The following is a 20395-nucleotide window of genomic DNA, read 5'->3' on the forward strand; positions in this document are numbered from 1 at the left end:
TTAAACAATACGACTTAAAGCAGTATCAAATGCTGCTAATGTTTTTTCTATGTCCGCTTCTGTATGGGCAGTAGAAAGGAAAGTCCCCTCGAATTGAGAAGGTGGTAAAAATACGCCTTCTTTAGCCATTTCTCTATACATTTGACTAAACATTTCTAAATCACTTTGGTTTGCTTCTTCAAAATTAGTTACCGGTCCTTCATTCAGGAAATACCCTATCATAGAACCTGCACGATTCACAGTTATGGGTACATTATGTTTTTTAAAAATATCTTTTAATCCACTTTCTAATATATCTCCCAGTCTATTGAAATAATCATATGACTCTGGTGTTAATTGTTTCAAAGTTTCATAACCGCTTGTCATAGCTAGCGGATTTCCTGATAATGTTCCTGCTTGATATATATTACCTGATGGTGCTATATGGTCCATGATTTCTTTTTTACCGCCAAATGCTGCTGCAGGTAATCCACCACCTATAACCTTACCGAGACAAGTTAAATCTGGCATCACATCAAAGTAACCTTGTGCACAATGATAACCTACTCTAAAGCCAGTCATAACTTCATCAAATATTAATAATGAGCCATATTCATTTGTGATATCTCTTAAACCTTGTAAGAATCCATCAACTGGTGGTACAACACCCATATTGCCTGCTACTGGTTCAACGATAACGCCAGCAATGTCATCACCAAACTCTTCGAAAGCTACTTTTAATGATGCCAAGTCATTATATGGCACTGATATTGTATTTTTAGCAATACCTTCGGGTACGCCAGGAGAATCTGGTAATCCTAAAGTTGCAACGCCAGATCCAGCTTTGATTAAAAGCGAATCGCTATGACCATGATAACATCCAGTGAATTTCACTATTTTATTTCTACCAGTATAACCTCTTGCTAAACGTAATGCATCTAATGTTGCTTCTGTTCCTGAAGATACCATACGTAGTTTTTCAATGGAAGGTACACGATCAATAACTAATTCTGCTAACTTGTTTTCAATTAATGTAGAAGCACCAAAACTTGTTCCATTATCAACAGCTTCATGTAATTTTTCATTAACTTGTTTATTTTTATGACCTAAGATTAATGGTCCCCAACTTAGAACATAGTCAATATATTCATTGCCATCAATATCGTATATTTTTGAACCTTCTCCATGATCCATAAAAATCGCAGGTGTATCTACAGACTTAAATGCTCTAACTGGACTATTTACGCCCCCTGGCATTAGATTTTCAGCTGTCTTCATTGCTTCTATAGAATTATTATATCCCATTTAAAATTGCCTCCTTATTGTTCATCAATATATCTACAAATATCTTTAGAGAAATATGTGATAATCATGTCTGCGCCTGCACGTTTCATTGAAATCATCTGTTCCATCACAACTTGTTTTTCATCAATCCAACCATTAAGTGCAGCAGCTTTTGTCATGCTATATTCACCACTTACATTGTATGCAATTACTGGTACATTAGTCGTATTTCGCACATCTCTAATAATGTCTAAAAAGCTTAATGCCGGTTTAACTATCATCATATCTGCACCTTCATGTAAATCACTGTCTAGCTCTCTCAATGCTTCTCTTCTATTTGCTGGATCCATTTGATACGTTTTTCTATCGCCAAATTGAGGTGCAGACTCAGCAGCATCACGGAATGGACCGAAAAAGCTAGAAGCATATTTTATACCGTAACTCATGATTGGTATATTATAATAACCAGCATCATCTAAACCTGCTCTAATTTCTGCAACAAAACCATCCATCATATTACTTGGTGCAATGATATCAGCACCTGCTTCTACTTGTGAAATAGCAGTTTTCACTAGTAATGGTAAAGATTTATCATTGTCTACATCATTTGTTTTTTCATCAATAACACCGCAATGACCATGGTCAGTATACTCACATAAACAAGTGTCTGCAACAACGAGTAAATCACTGTACATTGCTTTGGCTTTTCTTGTTGCTTCTTGAACAATACCATTATGATCAAAAGCGCCTGTACCGATGGCATCTTTTTCATTAGGTACACCAAAGAACATGATGCCTCTGATACCTAAATCATATGCTTCTTTAATTTCTTCATCAAGCAGATTTAAACTAAGTTGATACACACCTGGCATTGACTTAATTTCTTCTTTAACATTGTCTCGTTCTACAACAAAAATAGGATAAATTAAATCTTCTTTGTGTATATGTGTTTCACGAACCATTTCTCTCATAGATTTACTACTACGTAACCTTCTATGTCTATCAAATTGCATCATTTTCCCAACTTTCTTCAACTTTATTTATTAATGAATCTAACGTTTGAATATTTGATGTTGTTGCATCATAACCATATTGTTTGACCGTGTCTAAGGTTTGTTGTCCTATGACATAATAATGATTAAATCGCGGTGTTTCACTTTGCTCAAAAAAATATTTTACTGCAGATGAACTCGCAAAAGTAATGACATCTAGCTCATTATTTCGCATCATACGTTTAACATCTGCTATATTTTTAGTATGTGGTACAGGACGGTATAAATCAATTTTACAAACTTGATACCCTTGTTGATATAAACTTCTCTGCAATAAAGGACGTGCATAAGCACTTGAAGGAATCAATATTTTACTGTTTTTTGCAGTTTGAAAACATTTAAGAAAACCTTCTTGTGAATAATCTGAAGGATAAAATAATACATCTAATCCCAATGATTTACAATATTCTGCAGTTTTAGCGCCTATTGCAGCAAAATTTTTTACGTTCACTTGCGATAGAAATGGTTGAAAATACTTCACTGCGTTCTTAGACGAAAAAATAAGCCAGTCATAGTCGACATCTAATAAATTTATATCAAATGATAAAGGTTCTACATCTATAAACGGCTTGTGTAAAATATGCTTATCATCTTGTTTAAATTTAGAAGTTTGTGTCATAACTATAACTGGTCTCATTATTTTCACCTCGAACGATTATTGTTCTTCGTTTAGTGCTTTTATTATTTCGTACGCACCTTGTGTATTTAAGACTTCTGTTACTTTTTCACCTAATTCAACAGGATTCTTCCCGCGCTCGGTATGTTCGTAACGTTCTTTACCATCAGGTGACATAATTAGTCCTGTAAATTCTATTGTACCATCACTATTTTTACTAGCATAGCCCCCTATAGGCACTTGGCAACTTCCATTCATGCGTTCTAAAAATGTACGTTCGGCAGTTACACATTCTGCAACATCCTCATTGTGGACTTTAGCAAGAAGCTCTAGCAGCTCCTTGTCATCAGAACGACATTCTATACCCAATGCACCTTGACCGATTGCAGGGATCAAAGTATGCTCATCTAAATATGATGTTACGATATCATCTGACCAACCCATACGTTTTAGCCCTGCTGCAGCTAATAATATGGCATCATAATCTTCATTATTTAATTTACTCAATCGTGTGTCAATGTTACCGCGAATCCATTTTATTTGTAAATGTGGATATTTTGCAAGTATTTGTGCACCACGTCTTAGCGAACTGGTACCAACAATACTTTGATTTGGCAATGATTCTAGCGGAACATGATTTTTAGCAATATATGCATCGTATGGATTTTCTCTGTCAGGTATGCAGCCTAAAGCCAATCCATCTGGAATTACGCTTGGAACATCTTTTAAAGAATGAATTGCCATATCAATTTCTCCATTAAATAGAGCATTTTGAATTTCTTTAACAAATAGACCTTTTCCGCCCACTTTAGATAATTGTTTATCTAAAATTCGATCGCCTTTCGTTACGATTTCTTTTATTTCCACTTCTAAACTTGGATCTACCATTTTTAATTTATCAATAAATTGTCTACTTTGTGTTAAAGCTAACTTACTTCTTCGTGAACCTACTACTAATTTACGCATCATGCGCAACCTCCTAGAAACAAGTCTATTCATTCAACTAAATCACACTTCAATAAATACCTGTCCATTGATGAAAATCAGATATATGTGAAGCGAAAAATAAATTAATCATACTAAGACAAAACAATATGATATTAAAATAAATTAATTTGTGCTTTGTTAGCATTTTTTTAACTCTAAAAATTAAATAAATTCCATATAGTAATGTTATGATTGAAGACATAATAACTTTAGGGTCTACAATGATATTTACCCCTAATGTATTAAACCCCCATTGTGCACCTAATACAATACTTAATATGATGAATATGAAACCAATTAAACTACTGTAAAATACCACTTGTTCAAGCGTAGCTACACTACCTATTCTAAAATATTTCTGGTCAAACCGTTTTTGCTTCAAATTATTGTATTGTATTAAATATAAGATACAATTTACAAACGCAAAGGCAAATAATGCGTAACTAATTACCGCCAAACTTATATGCACAATAAGCAATTCATTGATAATATTGAGTTTTTCACCAGTGCTTTGATAATGCATAGGTTGGAACGTATTGATTGCAATAAATAAAAAACCAATCATATTAAATAAAAATATAGATAAGTTTATTTGTTTTATCACATTGATTACTATGGAAATAGAAATAATAAGCCATGCTACAGCAAAAAACACATCAAATATATTACCTAATGGAATTTGTTTCGTTACATTTACATATAAAGATAAAGAGATTGTTTGTAACATCCAAACAATCCCCAATGAAACAAAACCAATCATTTTAACTCTATGATGCTTTTTCAAAAAATCATAAAAATAACAAGCAATGCTAAATAAATAAATTAATAATATAAGTTCATTTAATCTAATGAACGAAAATTCTTGCATATCATCACCATTTGCATTTACTTATTCAAAACTAAAAATTTGACTTGTTGTTGTTACATTGCGTTTTTTCTCTTTTGGTTTATAGGCTTGTTCAGCTTCAATGTCAAAAATGTTTTGAAATAGCTCTAATTTTTCGTTACTTTTTTTGTCACTACTCAACTCTTTTGCTTGCTTAATAGGATCTTTTAACATTTGATTTATGATACTTTTAGTGTGTTTTGATATCACTTTACGTTCTCTTTCTGTTAATCCAGGGAGTTTTCGATCAATACTACTCATTGTATCTTCTTGAATATCCATCGCTTTTTCTCTAAGCGCGCGAATAACAGGAACAACACCTAACATATTAACCCATTCATTATGTGCATCAATTTCTGCTGGAATTCTTTGTAAAATTTCATCAGCAGCATTTTGACGTTGTTTTAGGTTCGCGTCTACTAAACCTTTCAAATCGTCAACATCATAATTAAAAACATCTTGAATCGTATCTATGCCTGGTTCAATATCTCTTGGAACCGCAATATCTATCAACACGAGAGAATCATTTTTCCGTTGTGATTGAATCGTAGCCATCATGCTATTTGTAATGATATATTCATCTGAACTCGTTGAACTAATCACAATATCCGCATGTGCCAAAAGTTGTGGTAGTGCCTCTATAGATTCATATTTAACATTGTGTGCAGTTGCTAATTTCTGTGCTTTACTCACAGTCCTATTAACAATGGTTACATCAGTTACGTCTGAACCTATCAAATTCAAGAGTGATAGCTCACTCATATCCCCTGCACCAATAATCAAAGCACTTTTATTATTAATTTTGCCAAATACTTTTTTACTAAGTTCAACTGCTGCATATGAAACACTAACTGCATTATCTGCAATATCCGTTTCATTATGCGCTTTTTTCGCAAAAGTAATCGCTTGTTTAAACAGATGATTAAATATAGTACCAGTTGTATCTTCTTCTTGAGCAATAAAGAATGCATCTCTAATTTGTCCAAGAATTTGAGTTTCTCCTAACACTACAGAATCTAAGCCTGAAGTAACTTGCAATAAATGTCTTACTGCTGCGTCCCCCACAGTTACTTCAGTCATTTCTTTAATCTCTTCAACATCAAACCCAAAATTTCTCGCTAAAAAACGTTGAATATAATAGCGACCTGTATGAATTTGATCAACAACAGCATATACTTCTGTGCGATTACAAGTTGATAATATTACATTTTCTAAAATAGATTTAGTTTCGAATAAATCAACATTGGCTGAACGTATGGCATCATCTTTAAAAGCAACTTGTTCTCTTAGTGCTACATCTGCTGTACGATGATTAATGCTTATCGCAATTAAATGCATTTATAACGCCCTCCATACATATTACAATAACTAAATTATAACACAATTATCATTTGAGTTAAGCATATTGCACACGTAAATTAGAAATATTCTAATCTACATTCAAATAGTTGTCATAATTTATAGGCTTTAACCGTTTTCTCAACATTCTATATATATTTTGCAATTATATCCCATACTTGTTGTTGCTTATTCGCTTGGATAGAAGAATAACTGATAATTTCATCTTCAGGTTCCATTTCAAGTTTTCGCTGGACATTGGCTAAATGTTTCTGTACTTTACCTTTAGCGATTTTATCTTCTTTTGTAGCAACTACTAATGTCGGAATATCAAAATACTTCAAATAGTTATACATTAAAATATCATCTTCTGTAGGATTATGTCTCAAATCAACAAGCTGAATGACAAGTTTTAAAGACGTTCTCTGAGAAATATATTTTTCAATCATTTTTCCAAACGCTTCACGTTGTTTTTTACTCACTTTAGCATAACCATAACCTGGCACATCTACAAATACCAGTTGATTATCAATATTATAAAAATTGAGCGTTTGTGTTTTACCTGGTTGTTGTGAAGTTCGTGCCATATTTTTACGTCCAATCATACTATTAATAAAAGATGATTTACCAACATTGGAACGACCACTGAGTCCTACCTCGCTCAAACCAGTTTCAGGATATTGTTCAGGCTTTACCGCACTGATTAATAATTCTATTTCATTAGGATTTATTTTCATTACCGACCCTCTTTTCTATTAAAGTCACTTCATTATTATATTACACAATTTCACTTATTTATATGTATTTTTATATGATTTATATTCCATTTTAAAAGAAAAAGGCTAAGACACATTTATAATGTCTCAGCCTTTTAGTCTTAATTTTCAACATTGACTAATATAAAACTTTGATAATCTAATATATACAACGTTATTCAAAACTCATAGGGCAACCAGTACTAATCAATTGATTCGCTTTGATTCAGCCCTTTATTTTCAAACTATTTTATTAAGCAGAAGTTTGTTCCTTATTAACGAGATTTCCTTCTTTATCGTATAGTTCAGGATCTTTTTCATCATTAATCGTTTCTTCAGTGATTACCACTTTTACAACACCATCGGAAGATGGAACATCATACATAATATCGATTAATGCTTCTTCAATAATTGAACGTAAGCCACGCGCACCTGTTTTACGCTCAATCGCTTTGTTACTAATTGCAGACAATGCTTCGTCTGTAAATTCTAGTTCTACATCATCTAGTTCTAACATTTTTGTATATTGTTTTACTAAAGCATTTTTTGGTTGTGTTAAAATATTTTTCAATGCATCAACATCTAGTGTTTCTAGATTTGCAACAATAGGCACACGACCAATAAACTCTGGAATTAGACCGTATGATTGTAAATCTTCAGGTCTGATTTGTTCTAAGATAGCATCCTCATCATATTTAGATGCTTCACTACTAGAAAATCCAATGACTTTTTCACCTAGTCTGCGTTTAATGACTTCATCAATACCGTCAAATGCACCACCAAGTACAAACAAGATATTTGTAGTATCTATTTGAATTAATTCTTGGTTAGGATGTTTACGTCCGCCTTGTGGTGGCACGCTTGCAGTTGTACCTTCAAGAATTTTCAATAGCGCTTGTTGTACACCTTCGCCTGAAACGTCTCTTGTGATAGAAGTATTTTCTGATTTTCTAGCGATTTTGTCGATTTCATCGACATAAATGATACCTTTTTCAGCTTTATCTATATCAAAATCAGCTGCTTGAATTAAGCGAAGTAATATATTTTCAACGTCATCGCCAACATATCCGGCTTCAGTGAGACTCGTAGCGTCTGCGATTGCAAAAGGCACATTTAATGTTTTAGCTAAAGTTTGGGCTAAAAGGGTTTTACCGCTACCTGTTGGACCAATTAAAGCAACGTTACTTTTTTGTAATTCCACGTCATCTTCATTTGGACCTAAATTTTGAACACGTTTATAATGATTATATACTGCGACAGCTAGAGATTTTTTAGCTTTTTCTTGGCCAATAACATAATCATTTAATTGATCCATAATTTCTTTAGGAGTTGGTAATTCTGTTAGTCCTTCTGATTCTGATTGAGCTAACTCTTCTTCAACTATTTCTGAACATAGCTCAATACATTCGTTACAAATATATACGCCACTTCCTGCGACCAATTTTTTAACTTGGTCTTGATCTTTACCACAGAAAGAGCATTTTAAATTTTCTTCATCTTCATTGAATTTGAACATTCTATTTACACCCCTATTCCCTAAAGACTATACTAGATAGCATTTTAATATGCAACTTGAACAAATCTCAAGTTTTTTGCACAAAACATTGTAGCAGACACATTAATTGAATGCATCTGCTACTAGTTTACAATATTAAACAACTATACTTTGTTTCTACAAACAATATGCTTGTGACATTTTTAGTTATGCTTCAGAGTCATCTTTAGATGGTTCTACTAATTTCGCTTCTTCTACTAACATATCAATAACCTTTTGAATACGTACATCATTTTTAACAATGTCAGTGTTACCAAGTGTTTGTTTAATATCTTCTACAGATATATTAAACTGTTCACTCATTTTTTCTAATTCTTTGTCGATGTCAGCATCAGATACTTCTACTTCTTCTGCATCAGCAATCGCAGTTAATGTTAAATTTGTTTTAACGCGTTCCTCAGCATCATCTTTCATTTGCTCTCTTAATTGTGACTCATCTTGTCCAGAAATTTGGAAATAAGTTTCTAAATTAAGACCTTGTTGTTGCATACGTTGTCCAAATTCTTGAACCATGCGGTCTAACTCAGTTTTAATCATCGCTTCTGGAACATCAATTGTTGTGTTATTCGTAGCTTTATTAATAGCTTCTTCTTTTTGAGTATTCTCAGCGTCTGTAGCTTTTTGTTCAGCTAAACGTTTACGTAAGTTTTCTTTATACTCATCAACTGAGTTAGCCTCTGCATCTAATTCGTTTGCAATTTCATCATTTAATTCTGGAACGTCTTTATATTTGATTTCATTAACTTTTGTTTTGAAAGTAGCTTCTTTTCCAGCTAATTCTTCAGCATGGTATTCTTCTGGGAATGTTACATTAACATCTTTTTCTTCGCCAGTTTTAACACCAACCAATTGTTCTTCAAAACCTGGAATAAATGAACCTGAGCCAATTTCAAGGTCGTAGCCTTCAGCTTGTCCACCTTCAAATTGTTCACCATCAACATAACCATCAAAATCAATGTTTACCGTATCACCATTTTCAACTGCACCATCTTCTTTAACAACCATTTCTGCTAGATGTCCAAGTTGATGATCGATTGATTCTTGTACTTCTTCTTCAGTTAATTCAGTATTTTGTTTTTCAATTTCTAAACCTTTGTAATCACCAAGTTCAACTTCAGGTTCAACTACAACATTTGCTTCAAATGTCATGTCTTTACCTTTTTCAATTGATGTTACATTGATTTCTGGTTGATCAACTGGTTTAATGCCAGTTTCGTCAATAGCTTCACCATACGCTTCTGGTAATAAGATATCAACTGCATCTTGATACAATGCTTCTACACCAAAGCGTTGTTCAAAAATTTGGCGAGGTACTTTCCCTTTACGGAAGCCCGGCACATTAATTTGTTTAACCACTTTTTTGAAAGCTTGATCAATTGCTTTGTCTACTTTTTCTGCTGGAACAGTAACAGATAAAACACCTTCGTTACCTTCCTTTTTTTCCCAAGTTGCTGTCATGTATAAAAACCTCCATGATTATCCTATTTTATTTTTTCAACTTCATTATTATAGCACACGTCAAAGCTCGACACAAATTATGAATTTTATATGAATAATTAATAAAAAGTTGAAATTTATTATAATTTTATATTACCTCTTAACTCCATTACCCATTTTTCATATGAGTTAATGATAAAACTACTTATTTTTCTTTATCTAACGACTCAATGAATGCAAGCACATGATTCGTTGAGTCGATACTTTCTAAACCTAACATTGATTTGAAATAATTTGTATAACCTTCTATCCAAGTTTCCTTTGTTGCAATGAGTTCAACATTTAATGGATAAAGTAAAATGGCATGATTATTCAGCATATGAAGCGCTTCTTCTACAAGTTGTTGTGCTGCACCATCTTCAAGTTGCTTCAGAACGTTAGGTATAACTTCAGTTTTAAATAAAGTTTGTTCTAGCCCTTCAAGATTCTGTGGAATCACATTGATTTCATATCCATATTTATGAATAGAAATCGTTTGGTCATTTTTTGCAAAACGCAAGTATTCCAACATAATAGTTACGACATTCGGTGCGAGTTTCAACTCATTCAACAAATGAATCACTGTATCTTGATAACGATATTGACTATGATCTATGAGCGTCAGCATAATGTTAACTTGTTCTTTAAGTGTTAATGTATCAAAACTTTGTAGCATTTGAGCTGCATGTTCATTATGTTTATCAATTTGGCTTAAAGCAAATTCCTTGATTGGAAATAATTCCATTCTAGTCTTATGATCATTGACTTCATCTATGATTTGATTAATAATTTCAACAACTTCAAAATATTGTCCTAAGCCATTTAAACTTTTAACATAATAAATCATTAAATCATCATAATTAGATATACCTTGTTTTAATAGAATGATTGCTTCTTCACGTAGCTCTAAATAATGTTCCATTTTAAAAAGCATCGCACATTTTAATAAAGCCATTTGTTCATCAAGTTCGAACTGAGCTTCTAATGACTCAAACAACTGATAAGCTTGTGCTAAATTATTTTCATTAAAAGCTTGTTTAATTTCTCTAATCAACTTTTCTTTTGATCTCGGAAATGGAATGATATCAGACATTAATCAACACCTCTATTGTATTGCCTGTAAAATGAGCGCACTCCATGTTTCAAAGTCATCATAATTGTCTATCTTGTTATGGTTGACCCATTTAATTTTTAAAGTGTCGGTCTCTTTTGCTTCTACATCATTACTGTTAACATTAATCTTAAATACAACACCTAAATGTACTTCACCAACTTCATTTGTATCATCATTGATAAAGCCTATGTATGCTAAATTTTGTGATTTACTTTCAGAAAGGCCTACTTCTTCATTTAATTCTCTCTGAGCGTTCACTCTAAGCACTTCATTAATAGATTCAGCACCTTTAACGTCATTCATATGGCCACCAACACCGATCGAAGACTGACCATGCAAACGCGTTTCTCCGCCACCTGAGAGTCGTTCATAAACTAATATTTCATCGTGCTCATTTTCTAAAATGCAATACGAAATAAGTTGTTTATAACTTGGATCTTCTTCCATATCACCACGTCGTTTAATTTCATAATTCGATAGTGTTTCAAAAATGTCTTGTCCCTTGTTCGAATTTTTATCTAAAAATCCATTAAACTGATTATTTTCATTATCAAATAAAATTTTTCTTGGTACTACCGTAATCATTTCGTCAAATTTAGACATTAGTTTCTCCTTCATATGTGACTTCCTTGTCATTTTATCAAAACATTCACGTATCTCAAAACAATACTAATAACAAAACGCTTACTCGCAGGTAAATTATTAATCATCTAATATTTCAACCTTTGAACCTAAATCATTAACCTTATAAAGGTATTAACACAAGCATATCTATCATAAAGTATTTACGCAGTGCCAATACCACATAAAAGCCTGAGACAATATGGTGTCCCAGGCTTTATTTGAAAATTATTTTAAAGCTTCTTTAGCTTTTGCTACTAATTCACCAAAAGCTTTGTCATCTGAAATCGCGATTTCAGAAAGCATTTTACGGTTTACGTCGATATCAGCTTTTTTCAAACCATTCATTAATCTTGAATAACTCATGTCATGTTGACGTGCTGCAGCATTAATACGTGTAATCCATAATTTACGGAAGTCACGTTTTCTTTGACGACGGTCACGGAAAGCATATTGACCTGATTTCATAACTTGTTGTTTTGCAACTTTATATAATGTGCGTTTTGCACCAAAGTAACCTTTAGCTAATTTAATCGTCTTTTTACGACGCGCTCTTGTTACTGTTCCACCTTTTACTCGTGGCATAATAAATTCCTCCTTAAAATGTGTACATTCTTAAATTTTTCGCTGTTTCTCAGGCTATCTCGTCAATTATTTTTTATAAGATAATAATTGTTTTACACGTTTCATGTCTGATTTGTGCACTAATGAAGCTTTACGTAATTTACGTTTTTGTTTAGTTGTTTTATTTGCAAACATATGTGAAGTGAAAGCTCTTGAACGTTTTAATTGACCTGAAGCAGTTCTTTTAACACGTTTAGCAGCTCCACGGTGGGTTTTCATTTTAGGCATGATTCATTTCCTCCTGTATTATCTAATATTATTTTTCGTTTATTGGGTTAAGCATAATGAACATTTGACGACCGTCCATTTTAGGTCTTTGCCCAATAGTTGCGATATCTTTACATTCTTCAGCGAATTTTTCTAAAACTCGTTGACCAATTTCTTTATGCGTAATCGCACGTCCTCTGAAACGAATAGAAACTTTACATTTATCGCCTTTTTCTAAGAACTTACGTCCATTTTTCAATTTAGTTTGGAAATCATGTTCCTCAATTGTTGGACTTAAGCGAATTTCTTTAAGGTTGATTGTTTTTTGTTTCTTCTTCATTTCTTTTTCTTTTTTCTGTTGTTCGAATTTGTATTTACCGTAATCCATAATCCTTGCAACAGGTGGTTTAGCGTTTGGAGCCATTAAGACTACATCTAAACCTACTCTTTCAGCCATTTCTAGGGCTTCGGATTTTGATTTAACACCAATTTGTTCTCCGTCTTGCCCTATCAAACGTAATTCTTTTGCGCGAATCTTTTCGTTAACTTGAGTCTGATCTTTTGCTATGGTTGACACCTCCAAGATTTTTACGAAATTATCCCAAGCAAAAAGAGCGAGTATATAATATACCCGCTCTTCTCTACACATGATATTTTCATGTATATATAGACCTGCCAACTGCATTTAGCGTCGCTACAGGTGAGAAGCGGGAGCTTCTACTTGGTTCGTTTCGTATTCAACATTACCCATCTTAGCAACTATCTTCAAATAAGTCAACAGTTTATTTTAATTATGTTTAATTTCGTCCATATCTATGTCTTGTCGTAAGTTCACTTTCTCTAATGGTACCATTTTCGTTTTATAACGTAATTTATGATAAATAAAGAATGCTAGAAATACTGGAATACCCATATATGTGATAATAAATCGGTTCAGGTTAAAGTCACCTGTTTGGATAAAATCTACGTCTTGTCCAATAATGACTAACACACATAGGACACCAGCAAAGATTGGGCCAAATGGGAATAGTTTAGCTTTGTATTTTAATTTAGATTTATCATAATTTTGCTTGTCAAATGCTTTTCTGAATCTATAATGACTGACTGCGATACCTACCCAAGCGATAAAACCAGTCATACCACTTGCAGCAACAATATATTCGTAAGCATCACCACTCAAATGTTGCAATACAAAGATGCCCACGACAATCACAGCTGTCGTAATTAACGATACATACGGTACGCCGTTTCTATTTGTTTTACCAAAAACTGGATATGCTAATTTGTCTTTACTCATGGAGTATAGCATTCTAGTCGATGCATACATTCCAGAATTACCAGCAGATAATACCGATGTTAAGATAACGGCATTCATAAATGATGCTGCAAATGCTAATCCAGCATTTTTAAATACAAGTGTAAATGGTGAGGTAGCAATATCATCGCCACCACCCATTAAAGAAGGACTATCATACGGTATTAACATACCAATTACAAAAATTGCTAATATATAGAAAATCAATATTCTCCAAAATACTTGTTTAATTGCTTTAGGTACTGCTCGTTCTGGATTTTCAGATTCACCAGCTGTAATACCGATTAATTCAGTACCTTGGAATGAGAAGCCTGCAACTAAGAATACACCAAGAATTGTCAGTAGACTACCACCTAAGCCGTCACCAAGAATTGGGCCACCGCCTTTAGAAAATGTGTCAAAACCTACGAATTCTCCACCCATAATTCCAAGTATAGTAAGTAGACCGATGGCAATAAAAATGATAACTGTAACAACTTTAATTAATGCAAACCAGTATTCACTTTCACCATAAACTCTAACAGACAAAGCGTTTAGTCCAAATATAATAATTAGGAACAAACAGCTCCAACTCCAAGCTGGTATACCTGAAAGAGGTGTCCAATATTGAATCACTTGTGCAGCAATCGTAACATCTGCAGCAACTGTAATAACCCAGTTGAACCAATAATTCCATCCCAATGCAAATCCAAGTGATGGATCAACAAAACGCGTAGCATAAGTACTAAATGAACCAGAAACAGGTAAATAAGTAGCCATTTCTCCTAAAGATGTCATAAGGAAAAATACCATTGCTCCAATAATTGCATATGCAAGTAATGCACCCAAGGCACCTGCATCATGAATTGCACCACCAGAAGTCATAAATAAACCAGTACCAATACAACCACCAATAGCTATCATGGATATATGACGATCTTTTAGCCCTCTTTTAACTCCATTATTTTGATTTACTTCTTTTGCCATAGATGCTCCCTTTCCTTTAAACTTAGAGGCCAACTTACTATGCGATTATAATTATACTTTTATAGTTATTAATAACCTTTACATCGGAATATACATGTTATTTAACCAATTTGCTATAAATTTCCCGTTTTAGTATAAATAATAATCTTAAACCTAAATAAAATGGTTACATACCTATTAGATATGCAACCATTTTAGTCATAGCATTTATATAGGTAGCACATCACATATGTGACAGTCCAGTCTCTTTCGAAAACTGACCCAACCAATAGTGAAAAATGGTCACTTTTGATTTCGGCATTTTTACCTTTCACAAATCCTACATACGCTCCAAATAGCTTACAGATTGTTACTGATTAAAAACGCAACCTCTAACTCAATTTTTTTATTTTTTTATTTCACTAAGATTCAATATACATGATTTCAACATTACTTTCAAGGTTATCTTTGTTTTTTAAGTCTGATTTCATCTACCAAATCCCAAATAAATGATTCTTTTTCAACCGTTTCTTGATCTTGCGAACCATATTTTCTAACATTCACTTCATTATTTTCCATCTCTTTATCCCCAACGACAAGTTGATAAGGGATTTTTTGCATTTGTGCTTCTCTGATTTTATAACCCATTTTTTCATTTCGATCATCTATTTCGACTCTTATACCTTGTGATTTAAGTTCGTCTTGTAAATGTCGAGCATAATCATAATGCAAGTCAACGTTTACTGGAATAATTTCAACTTGTTTTGGTGCTAACCACGTAGGGAAAGCTCCTTTAGTTTCTTCTGTTAAAAATGCAACAAAGCGCTCCATTGTCGAAACAACACCACGATGGATGACTACAGGTCTATGTTGCTCACCGTCTTTTCCTATATATGACAATTCAAATTTTTCAGGTAGTAAGAAGTCTAATTGAGCCGTAGATAACGTTTCTTCTTTACCCATAGCTGTTTGTACTTGAACATCTAACTTAGGGCCATAAAAGGCAGCTTCCCCAATAGCTTCTTCGTATGCTAAACCTAGTTCATCAACCGCTTCTTTCAACATACTTTCTGCTTTATTCCACATTTCATCATCATCAAAGTACTTTTCTTTATCCTCAGGATCTCTGTAACTCAAGCGGAATTTATAATTTTCAAATCCAAAGTCTTCATAAACATCGACAATTAAATTAACAACGCGTTTGAATTCTTCTTTTATTTGATCTGGTCTTACAAAAATATGTGCATCATTTAAAGTCATTCCTCTAACACGTTGTAATCCAGAAACAGCACCACTTGCTTCATAACGATGCATTGTACCTAATTCAGCAATGCGAATTGGTAATTCACGATATGAATGTGGTTTATTCGCATAAATCATCATATGGTGAGGGCAATTCATAGGTCTTAACACCATTTCTTCATTTTCATCTAATTTCATAGTTGGGAACATGTCTTCTTGATAATGATCCCAGTGTCCTGATGTTTTATATAAATCTACATTTGCCATCACTGGTGTATACACGTGATCATAACCCATGCTTACTTCTTTATCTACAATATATCGTTCAATTTCGCGACGAATTGTTGCACCGTTCGGTAACCACAATGGTAAACCTGCACCTACTAATTGATTGTTTGAGAATAGTTCTAATTCTTTACCAATTTTACGGTGATCGCGTTCTTTGCGTTCTTCTAGCATTTTAAGATATGCCTTTAAGTCTTTTTTATCAAAGAAAGCAGTACCATATATACGTTGAAGCATTTTATTATCACTATCTCCACGCCAATATGCGCCTGCAGTTGATAAAAGTTTAAACTCTTTAATTTTTGAAGTTGATGGTACATGAACACCACGACATAAATCAGTGAATTCACCCTGCGAATACAAAGTAACATTTTCATCTTCTGGAATAGCATCTATTAGTTCTAGTTTATACGGATCATCAGCAAAAAATGTTTTCGCTTCATCTCTCGATACTACTTTTCGTTCTATAGGATAGTTTTCATTGACGATTTGCTTCATTGTTTTTTCTATTTTTTCAAAATCATCAGATGACACGCTTTCAGACATATCAAAATCATAATAAAATCCACCATCAACGACTGGACCCACACCAAATTTCACATCTCCATATAAACGCTTTAAAGCTTGTGCCATTAAATGTGCAGTAGAGTGACGCAAAACTTCTAATGCTTCATCACTACCAGGTGTAACTATTTCAATTTCACCATCTGTTTCGATTGGTCTTGTTAAATCAATCATTTGTCCATTTAACTTTCCTGCTACAGCTTTTTTTCTTAAACCAGGACTGATTGAGTGTGCAATCTCTTCTGTAGTAGTTCCTTTTTCAAATGCTTTCGCATTACCATCTGGAAAAGTAATATTTATTTGATCCATTTAAATTCCTCCTATTTATACTTGCCTTAAATCATCACGAAATAGTCATATTACAAACGTAAAACAAAAAGACCCCATCCCTAAAAGGGACGAGGTCTTCGCGGTACCACCCTAATTAAAGTAATTTTTATAATGATAAAAATACTTTACTCTACATAAGTTAACGGTCTTGAGCCGGATGTTGATTAGAACATCTATCATGAAGTAGTAACAGATAATGATACTTACCAAATTCTCATCACACATTGGTTCTCTGTGAAGTATGAAATTATCTATCATGTCTTCATTTTATTTCGCTTGATTTAGATTTAATTATATTATACAACATTTTTTTAATAATTCAATCGTTACGATAATTTTTGCCTTCCAAAAAATATGGTGTTGCTAACGATTTAATTCTTTCCATTATTCTAGCTGCTTTTGTTTTTTCAGTACCATTGCGCGTAACAGAAAGATGATATTCTAATTCTTCAAAGCTTAGGTTAGAGCTAAAAAACGTTGGTAATTCGTGAACCATTCTATAATGAAGTAATGGGCCAATTACTTCATCTCTTGCCCAAGGTGTAATCTCTTCAGCACCAATATCATCTAACATTAACACATGTGATTCACGTACTTTCGCTAACCTTGATTCGAAACTGCCATCTTTAAATCCACCTTTTAAAGTGCGAATAAATTCTGGTAGATATACAATCGTAGAAGGTACTTTTTCAACTTTTAATTCATTGGCAATCGCACCTAATATAAATGATTTTCCAGTTCCAAAAGGACCATGTATATATAAACCTTTGACTTGGGGCGCTTTTTCTACTATTTTTTCACAAATATCGGTTGCTGCCATTGCAACATCTATACGATCTCTTTTGTCCATATAAATATCGCTTAATTTCGCATTTAATGTATCTCGTTGCATATGATGTGAAGCAATTAAATGGGCATCAAATTTTTCTTCGTCATGTTTGATTTTACATGGACAAGGTAGGTAACGAATTTTTATGTGCTGATTTTCTACATATAATTCAGGCACATGACCCTTAACAAAGTTCGGACAATCTTTAAAGGCATGGCCATCATAATGCTTTTCTTGATCTTTGTATTCTTGTAAAATATTCAAATCTTCATCAATCATTGCATTAGTTACTTCTGATTGATGTGTCTCTAAAAACATTTTGACATCTGGATCATTGATAACATCTTTTTTTATCTTTTCAATTCGCTGACTTAAATCCTTAGAGTCACCCATAATATGATTGAAAGACTTCATATATTATTCCTCCTCTCGCTTACTATTCAATCGTTTTAACAACGCTTCACGGTCTCTTTTTAACGCTTCATCTTCATCTGGATTATTAAGTTCTTCTAAACTTTGATTTTTCGTTTCTTTACTATCTCGTTCTTCTAGCCATTTAGGTGTCATTTCCCTAGAAACGAGTTGTTTAGGTTTATAACTACCATTTTTAGTTTGATTTGACTGTTTGGATGTAGGTTGGTTCACCTTTTTAGCATAATGATACGCTTCTTCTGCAGTTTTGATACCCTTTTTTTTCCAATTTGATGCAATCTCAAAGATATAAGTTTTAGGAAGTTTCATGTCTTCTTTTAACATTACAAATTGTAAAAGTATATTAATTACACCAAATGGTAGTTGTTCTCTTTCAACTAATTCTTCGACCATATACTTTTGCTGCGTCGTAGGTTCAGATTCTGACCACGAAGCAAGCATATCGATGGGGCTAGTTTCGTCTAATTGTTTTAACCAATGATTTGAATCATCTTCTGTTATATTATTTTTTTCCGTGCTGACACCATCTATATAATTTGATTTTTTAGCCTTTAATTTTGGAAGCTGTTGCTCATGTTCTATGAGGTAATACGTTCTAGCATGTTTACGCATTTCTTCAAAAGAGAGCTCTTGTGCACTAGTGATTGATTTTAAAATAATGCGTTTCATTGCTTCTGGTGTTAAACCATATAAAGTCGCAATCTGTGTGATCAATGCTTTAGCTTCACTATCAATTATTTTAGTGCTAATAAAATGATTTTGTAATAAATCATAAAGTACTTCAAAATCAAAATTTACATTAGATAAATCTGCACCACCATAAGTTTCTTCACTTTCAATCATCTGTGTATCTTCAGTCAGTACTTTGTTAGGCACTTTAAACACATCAATGAATGTGCGCGTCACATCTTTGTACTGACTTAAGTCAATGGTCATTTGATCCTCGAAATGTGATTTCAGTTGCAAGTAGCGTTGCTTACTTACTTGACTATATAAATATACAGATAACATAGGATCATTAAAAAATTGCTCTGCTGATGGTGGTTGTACAAGCTTGTATACAAAAGAAGAGTGTTGTTTAGAATGATGCGCAAAAGATTTTAATAATCCAATGCCTTCTAACAAATCCATTTCCTTTCTGAATTCAAGTAAGTTTATTTTTAATTCATTCATAATAATATAATGTGTCAAGACAACATCTTGTTCAAATTCTACGAACTGATTCAAATAATGATACAAACCAATAGCATTTGAGCCAATCATTGGCGTAAATAATCTATTAAGTATTTCTAAATGTTTATGATTTAAATAAAAATGACGCAACACGTGGAAATCATCTTGTGGTCTTAAACCATAATCATAGGACTGTAATCCCATTTAAGAATCACTCCGTTTGTTTTCTGCTAAAATTCCTTGCATTGATTGTAATAGTTGATCAACATCTTTAAATTCTTTATAAACAGATGCAAATCGCACATAAGAAACTTGATCCACATGCATCAATAAATTCATGACGTGTTCCCCTATTTCTCTTGAAGAAATTTCGGCACGTCCTTCATCTCTTAATTTCCATTCTACATTATTAGTAATATCTTCTAATTGTTGATAACGCACAGGTCTTTTTTCACATGAGCGCACCAAACCATTGAGTATTTTTTCAGGTAAAAATTGTTCACGTGTGCCATCTTTTTTGACAACGATTAACGGTCTTTTTTCAATATGTTCAAACGTAGTAAACCTTGTGCCACATTGTTCACATTCTCTTCTACGTCTGATCGCATTAACTTCATCAGCATGTCGTGAATCTACAACGCGAGAGTGCGTTGAACTACATTTCGGGCATTTCATCGAATTACCACCCTCTCAATTTGATTACCATTCATTATACTATAAATCGTTATGCCACAAAAGAATCGTATTACACAATAACGCTATTTATTTATAATAAATACATTTAAT

Annotated in this window: 19 protein-coding genes, 1 riboswitch and 1 other annotated feature; all 19 genes read right to left on the bottom strand. The window is 33.1% G+C overall.

What is annotated here, in order from left to right:
• The gene (hemL, locus tag HMPREF2586_RS10980) at positions 1–1284 is read right to left on the bottom strand and encodes a glutamate-1-semialdehyde 2,1-aminomutase (protein WP_046207654.1); all 1284 of its coding nucleotides are present in this window, start codon (positions 1282–1284) and stop codon (positions 1–3) included.
• Between the two features lie 14 nt (positions 1285–1298).
• Positions 1299–2276, bottom strand: coding sequence for a porphobilinogen synthase (gene hemB / locus HMPREF2586_RS10985; protein WP_046207655.1), 978 nt, complete (start codon positions 2274–2276; stop codon positions 1299–1301).
• Complete coding sequence (locus HMPREF2586_RS10990; RefSeq protein ID WP_046207656.1) at positions 2266–2952, bottom strand: uroporphyrinogen-III synthase; 687 nt, start codon at positions 2950–2952, stop codon at positions 2266–2268. Before HMPREF2586_RS10990 ends, hemB begins: the two co-directional genes overlap by 11 nt.
• An 18-nt stretch (positions 2953–2970) precedes the next feature.
• The gene (hemC, locus tag HMPREF2586_RS10995) at positions 2971–3897 is read right to left on the bottom strand and encodes a hydroxymethylbilane synthase (protein WP_070658798.1); all 927 of its coding nucleotides are present in this window, start codon (positions 3895–3897) and stop codon (positions 2971–2973) included.
• 49 nt (positions 3898–3946) lie between these two features.
• The gene (locus HMPREF2586_RS11000) at positions 3947–4786 is read right to left on the bottom strand and encodes a cytochrome C assembly family protein (RefSeq protein WP_064208860.1); all 840 of its coding nucleotides are present in this window, start codon (positions 4784–4786) and stop codon (positions 3947–3949) included.
• 21 nt (positions 4787–4807) lie between these two features.
• On the bottom strand, positions 4808–6142 hold the full coding sequence (gene hemA / locus HMPREF2586_RS11005) for a glutamyl-tRNA reductase (RefSeq protein WP_046207658.1): 1335 nt from the start codon (positions 6140–6142) through the stop codon (positions 4808–4810).
• A gap of 149 nt (positions 6143–6291) precedes the next feature.
• Positions 6292–6879 (bottom strand): ribosome biogenesis GTP-binding protein YihA/YsxC, encoded by a 588-nt coding sequence (gene yihA, locus HMPREF2586_RS11010; protein ID WP_046207659.1) that lies wholly within the window; start codon positions 6877–6879, stop codon positions 6292–6294.
• Between the two features lie 271 nt (positions 6880–7150).
• A complete protein-coding gene (clpX, locus tag HMPREF2586_RS11015) occupies positions 7151–8413 on the bottom strand; it encodes an ATP-dependent Clp protease ATP-binding subunit ClpX (protein WP_046207660.1) in 1263 nt (420 codons plus the stop codon).
• Positions 8414–8599: 186 nt separating this feature from the next.
• Positions 8600–9910 carry a trigger factor gene (gene tig / locus HMPREF2586_RS11020; RefSeq protein WP_046207661.1) on the bottom strand — a complete coding sequence of 437 codons (1311 nt, stop codon included), beginning with the start codon at positions 9908–9910 and terminating at the stop codon, positions 8600–8602.
• Positions 9911–10094: 184 nt separating this feature from the next.
• Positions 10095–11021, bottom strand: coding sequence for a hypothetical protein (locus tag HMPREF2586_RS11025; RefSeq protein WP_070658675.1), 927 nt, complete (start codon positions 11019–11021; stop codon positions 10095–10097).
• A gap of 12 nt (positions 11022–11033) precedes the next feature.
• Complete coding sequence (locus tag HMPREF2586_RS11030) at positions 11034–11645, bottom strand: NUDIX domain-containing protein (RefSeq protein ID WP_064208858.1); 612 nt, start codon at positions 11643–11645, stop codon at positions 11034–11036.
• A gap of 246 nt (positions 11646–11891) precedes the next feature.
• Positions 11892–12248: a 50S ribosomal protein L20 gene (rplT, locus tag HMPREF2586_RS11035; protein WP_019468478.1), complete on the bottom strand. Its 357-nt coding sequence runs from the start codon at positions 12246–12248 to the stop codon at positions 11892–11894.
• 66 nt (positions 12249–12314) lie between these two features.
• Entirely contained in the window at positions 12315–12515 is a 201-nt protein-coding gene (gene rpmI, locus HMPREF2586_RS11040; protein WP_019468477.1) for a 50S ribosomal protein L35, read from the bottom strand.
• 28 nt (positions 12516–12543) lie between these two features.
• Entirely contained in the window at positions 12544–13071 is a 528-nt protein-coding gene (gene infC / locus HMPREF2586_RS11045) for a translation initiation factor IF-3 (protein ID WP_037539866.1), read from the bottom strand.
• 23 nt (positions 13072–13094) lie between these two features.
• Positions 13095–13223: a sequence feature (ribosomal protein L20 leader region), on the bottom strand.
• 58 nt (positions 13224–13281) lie between these two features.
• Positions 13282–14775: an amino acid permease gene (locus tag HMPREF2586_RS11050; protein WP_070658679.1), complete on the bottom strand. Its 1494-nt coding sequence runs from the start codon at positions 14773–14775 to the stop codon at positions 13282–13284.
• A gap of 208 nt (positions 14776–14983) precedes the next feature.
• Positions 14984–15157, bottom strand: a riboswitch (Lysine riboswitch).
• Positions 15158–15216: 59 nt separating this feature from the next.
• Complete coding sequence (gene thrS, locus HMPREF2586_RS11055; RefSeq protein ID WP_070658681.1) at positions 15217–17154, bottom strand: threonine--tRNA ligase; 1938 nt, start codon at positions 17152–17154, stop codon at positions 15217–15219.
• A gap of 340 nt (positions 17155–17494) precedes the next feature.
• Positions 17495–18418 (bottom strand): primosomal protein DnaI, encoded by a 924-nt coding sequence (gene dnaI / locus HMPREF2586_RS11060; protein WP_046207666.1) that lies wholly within the window; start codon positions 18416–18418, stop codon positions 17495–17497.
• A gap of 3 nt (positions 18419–18421) precedes the next feature.
• Positions 18422–19813, bottom strand: a complete 1392-nt coding sequence (locus HMPREF2586_RS11065) for a replication initiation and membrane attachment family protein (protein ID WP_064208855.1) — start codon at positions 19811–19813, stop codon at positions 18422–18424.
• The gene (gene nrdR, locus HMPREF2586_RS11070; protein ID WP_046207668.1) at positions 19814–20284 is read right to left on the bottom strand and encodes a transcriptional regulator NrdR; all 471 of its coding nucleotides are present in this window, start codon (positions 20282–20284) and stop codon (positions 19814–19816) included. It lies immediately after the preceding gene.
• Positions 20285–20395 lie beyond the last annotated feature (111 nt).

Source organism: Staphylococcus sp. HMSC034G07, assembly GCF_001835975.1.
Taxonomy (GTDB): domain Bacteria; phylum Bacillota; class Bacilli; order Staphylococcales; family Staphylococcaceae; genus Staphylococcus; species Staphylococcus ureilyticus.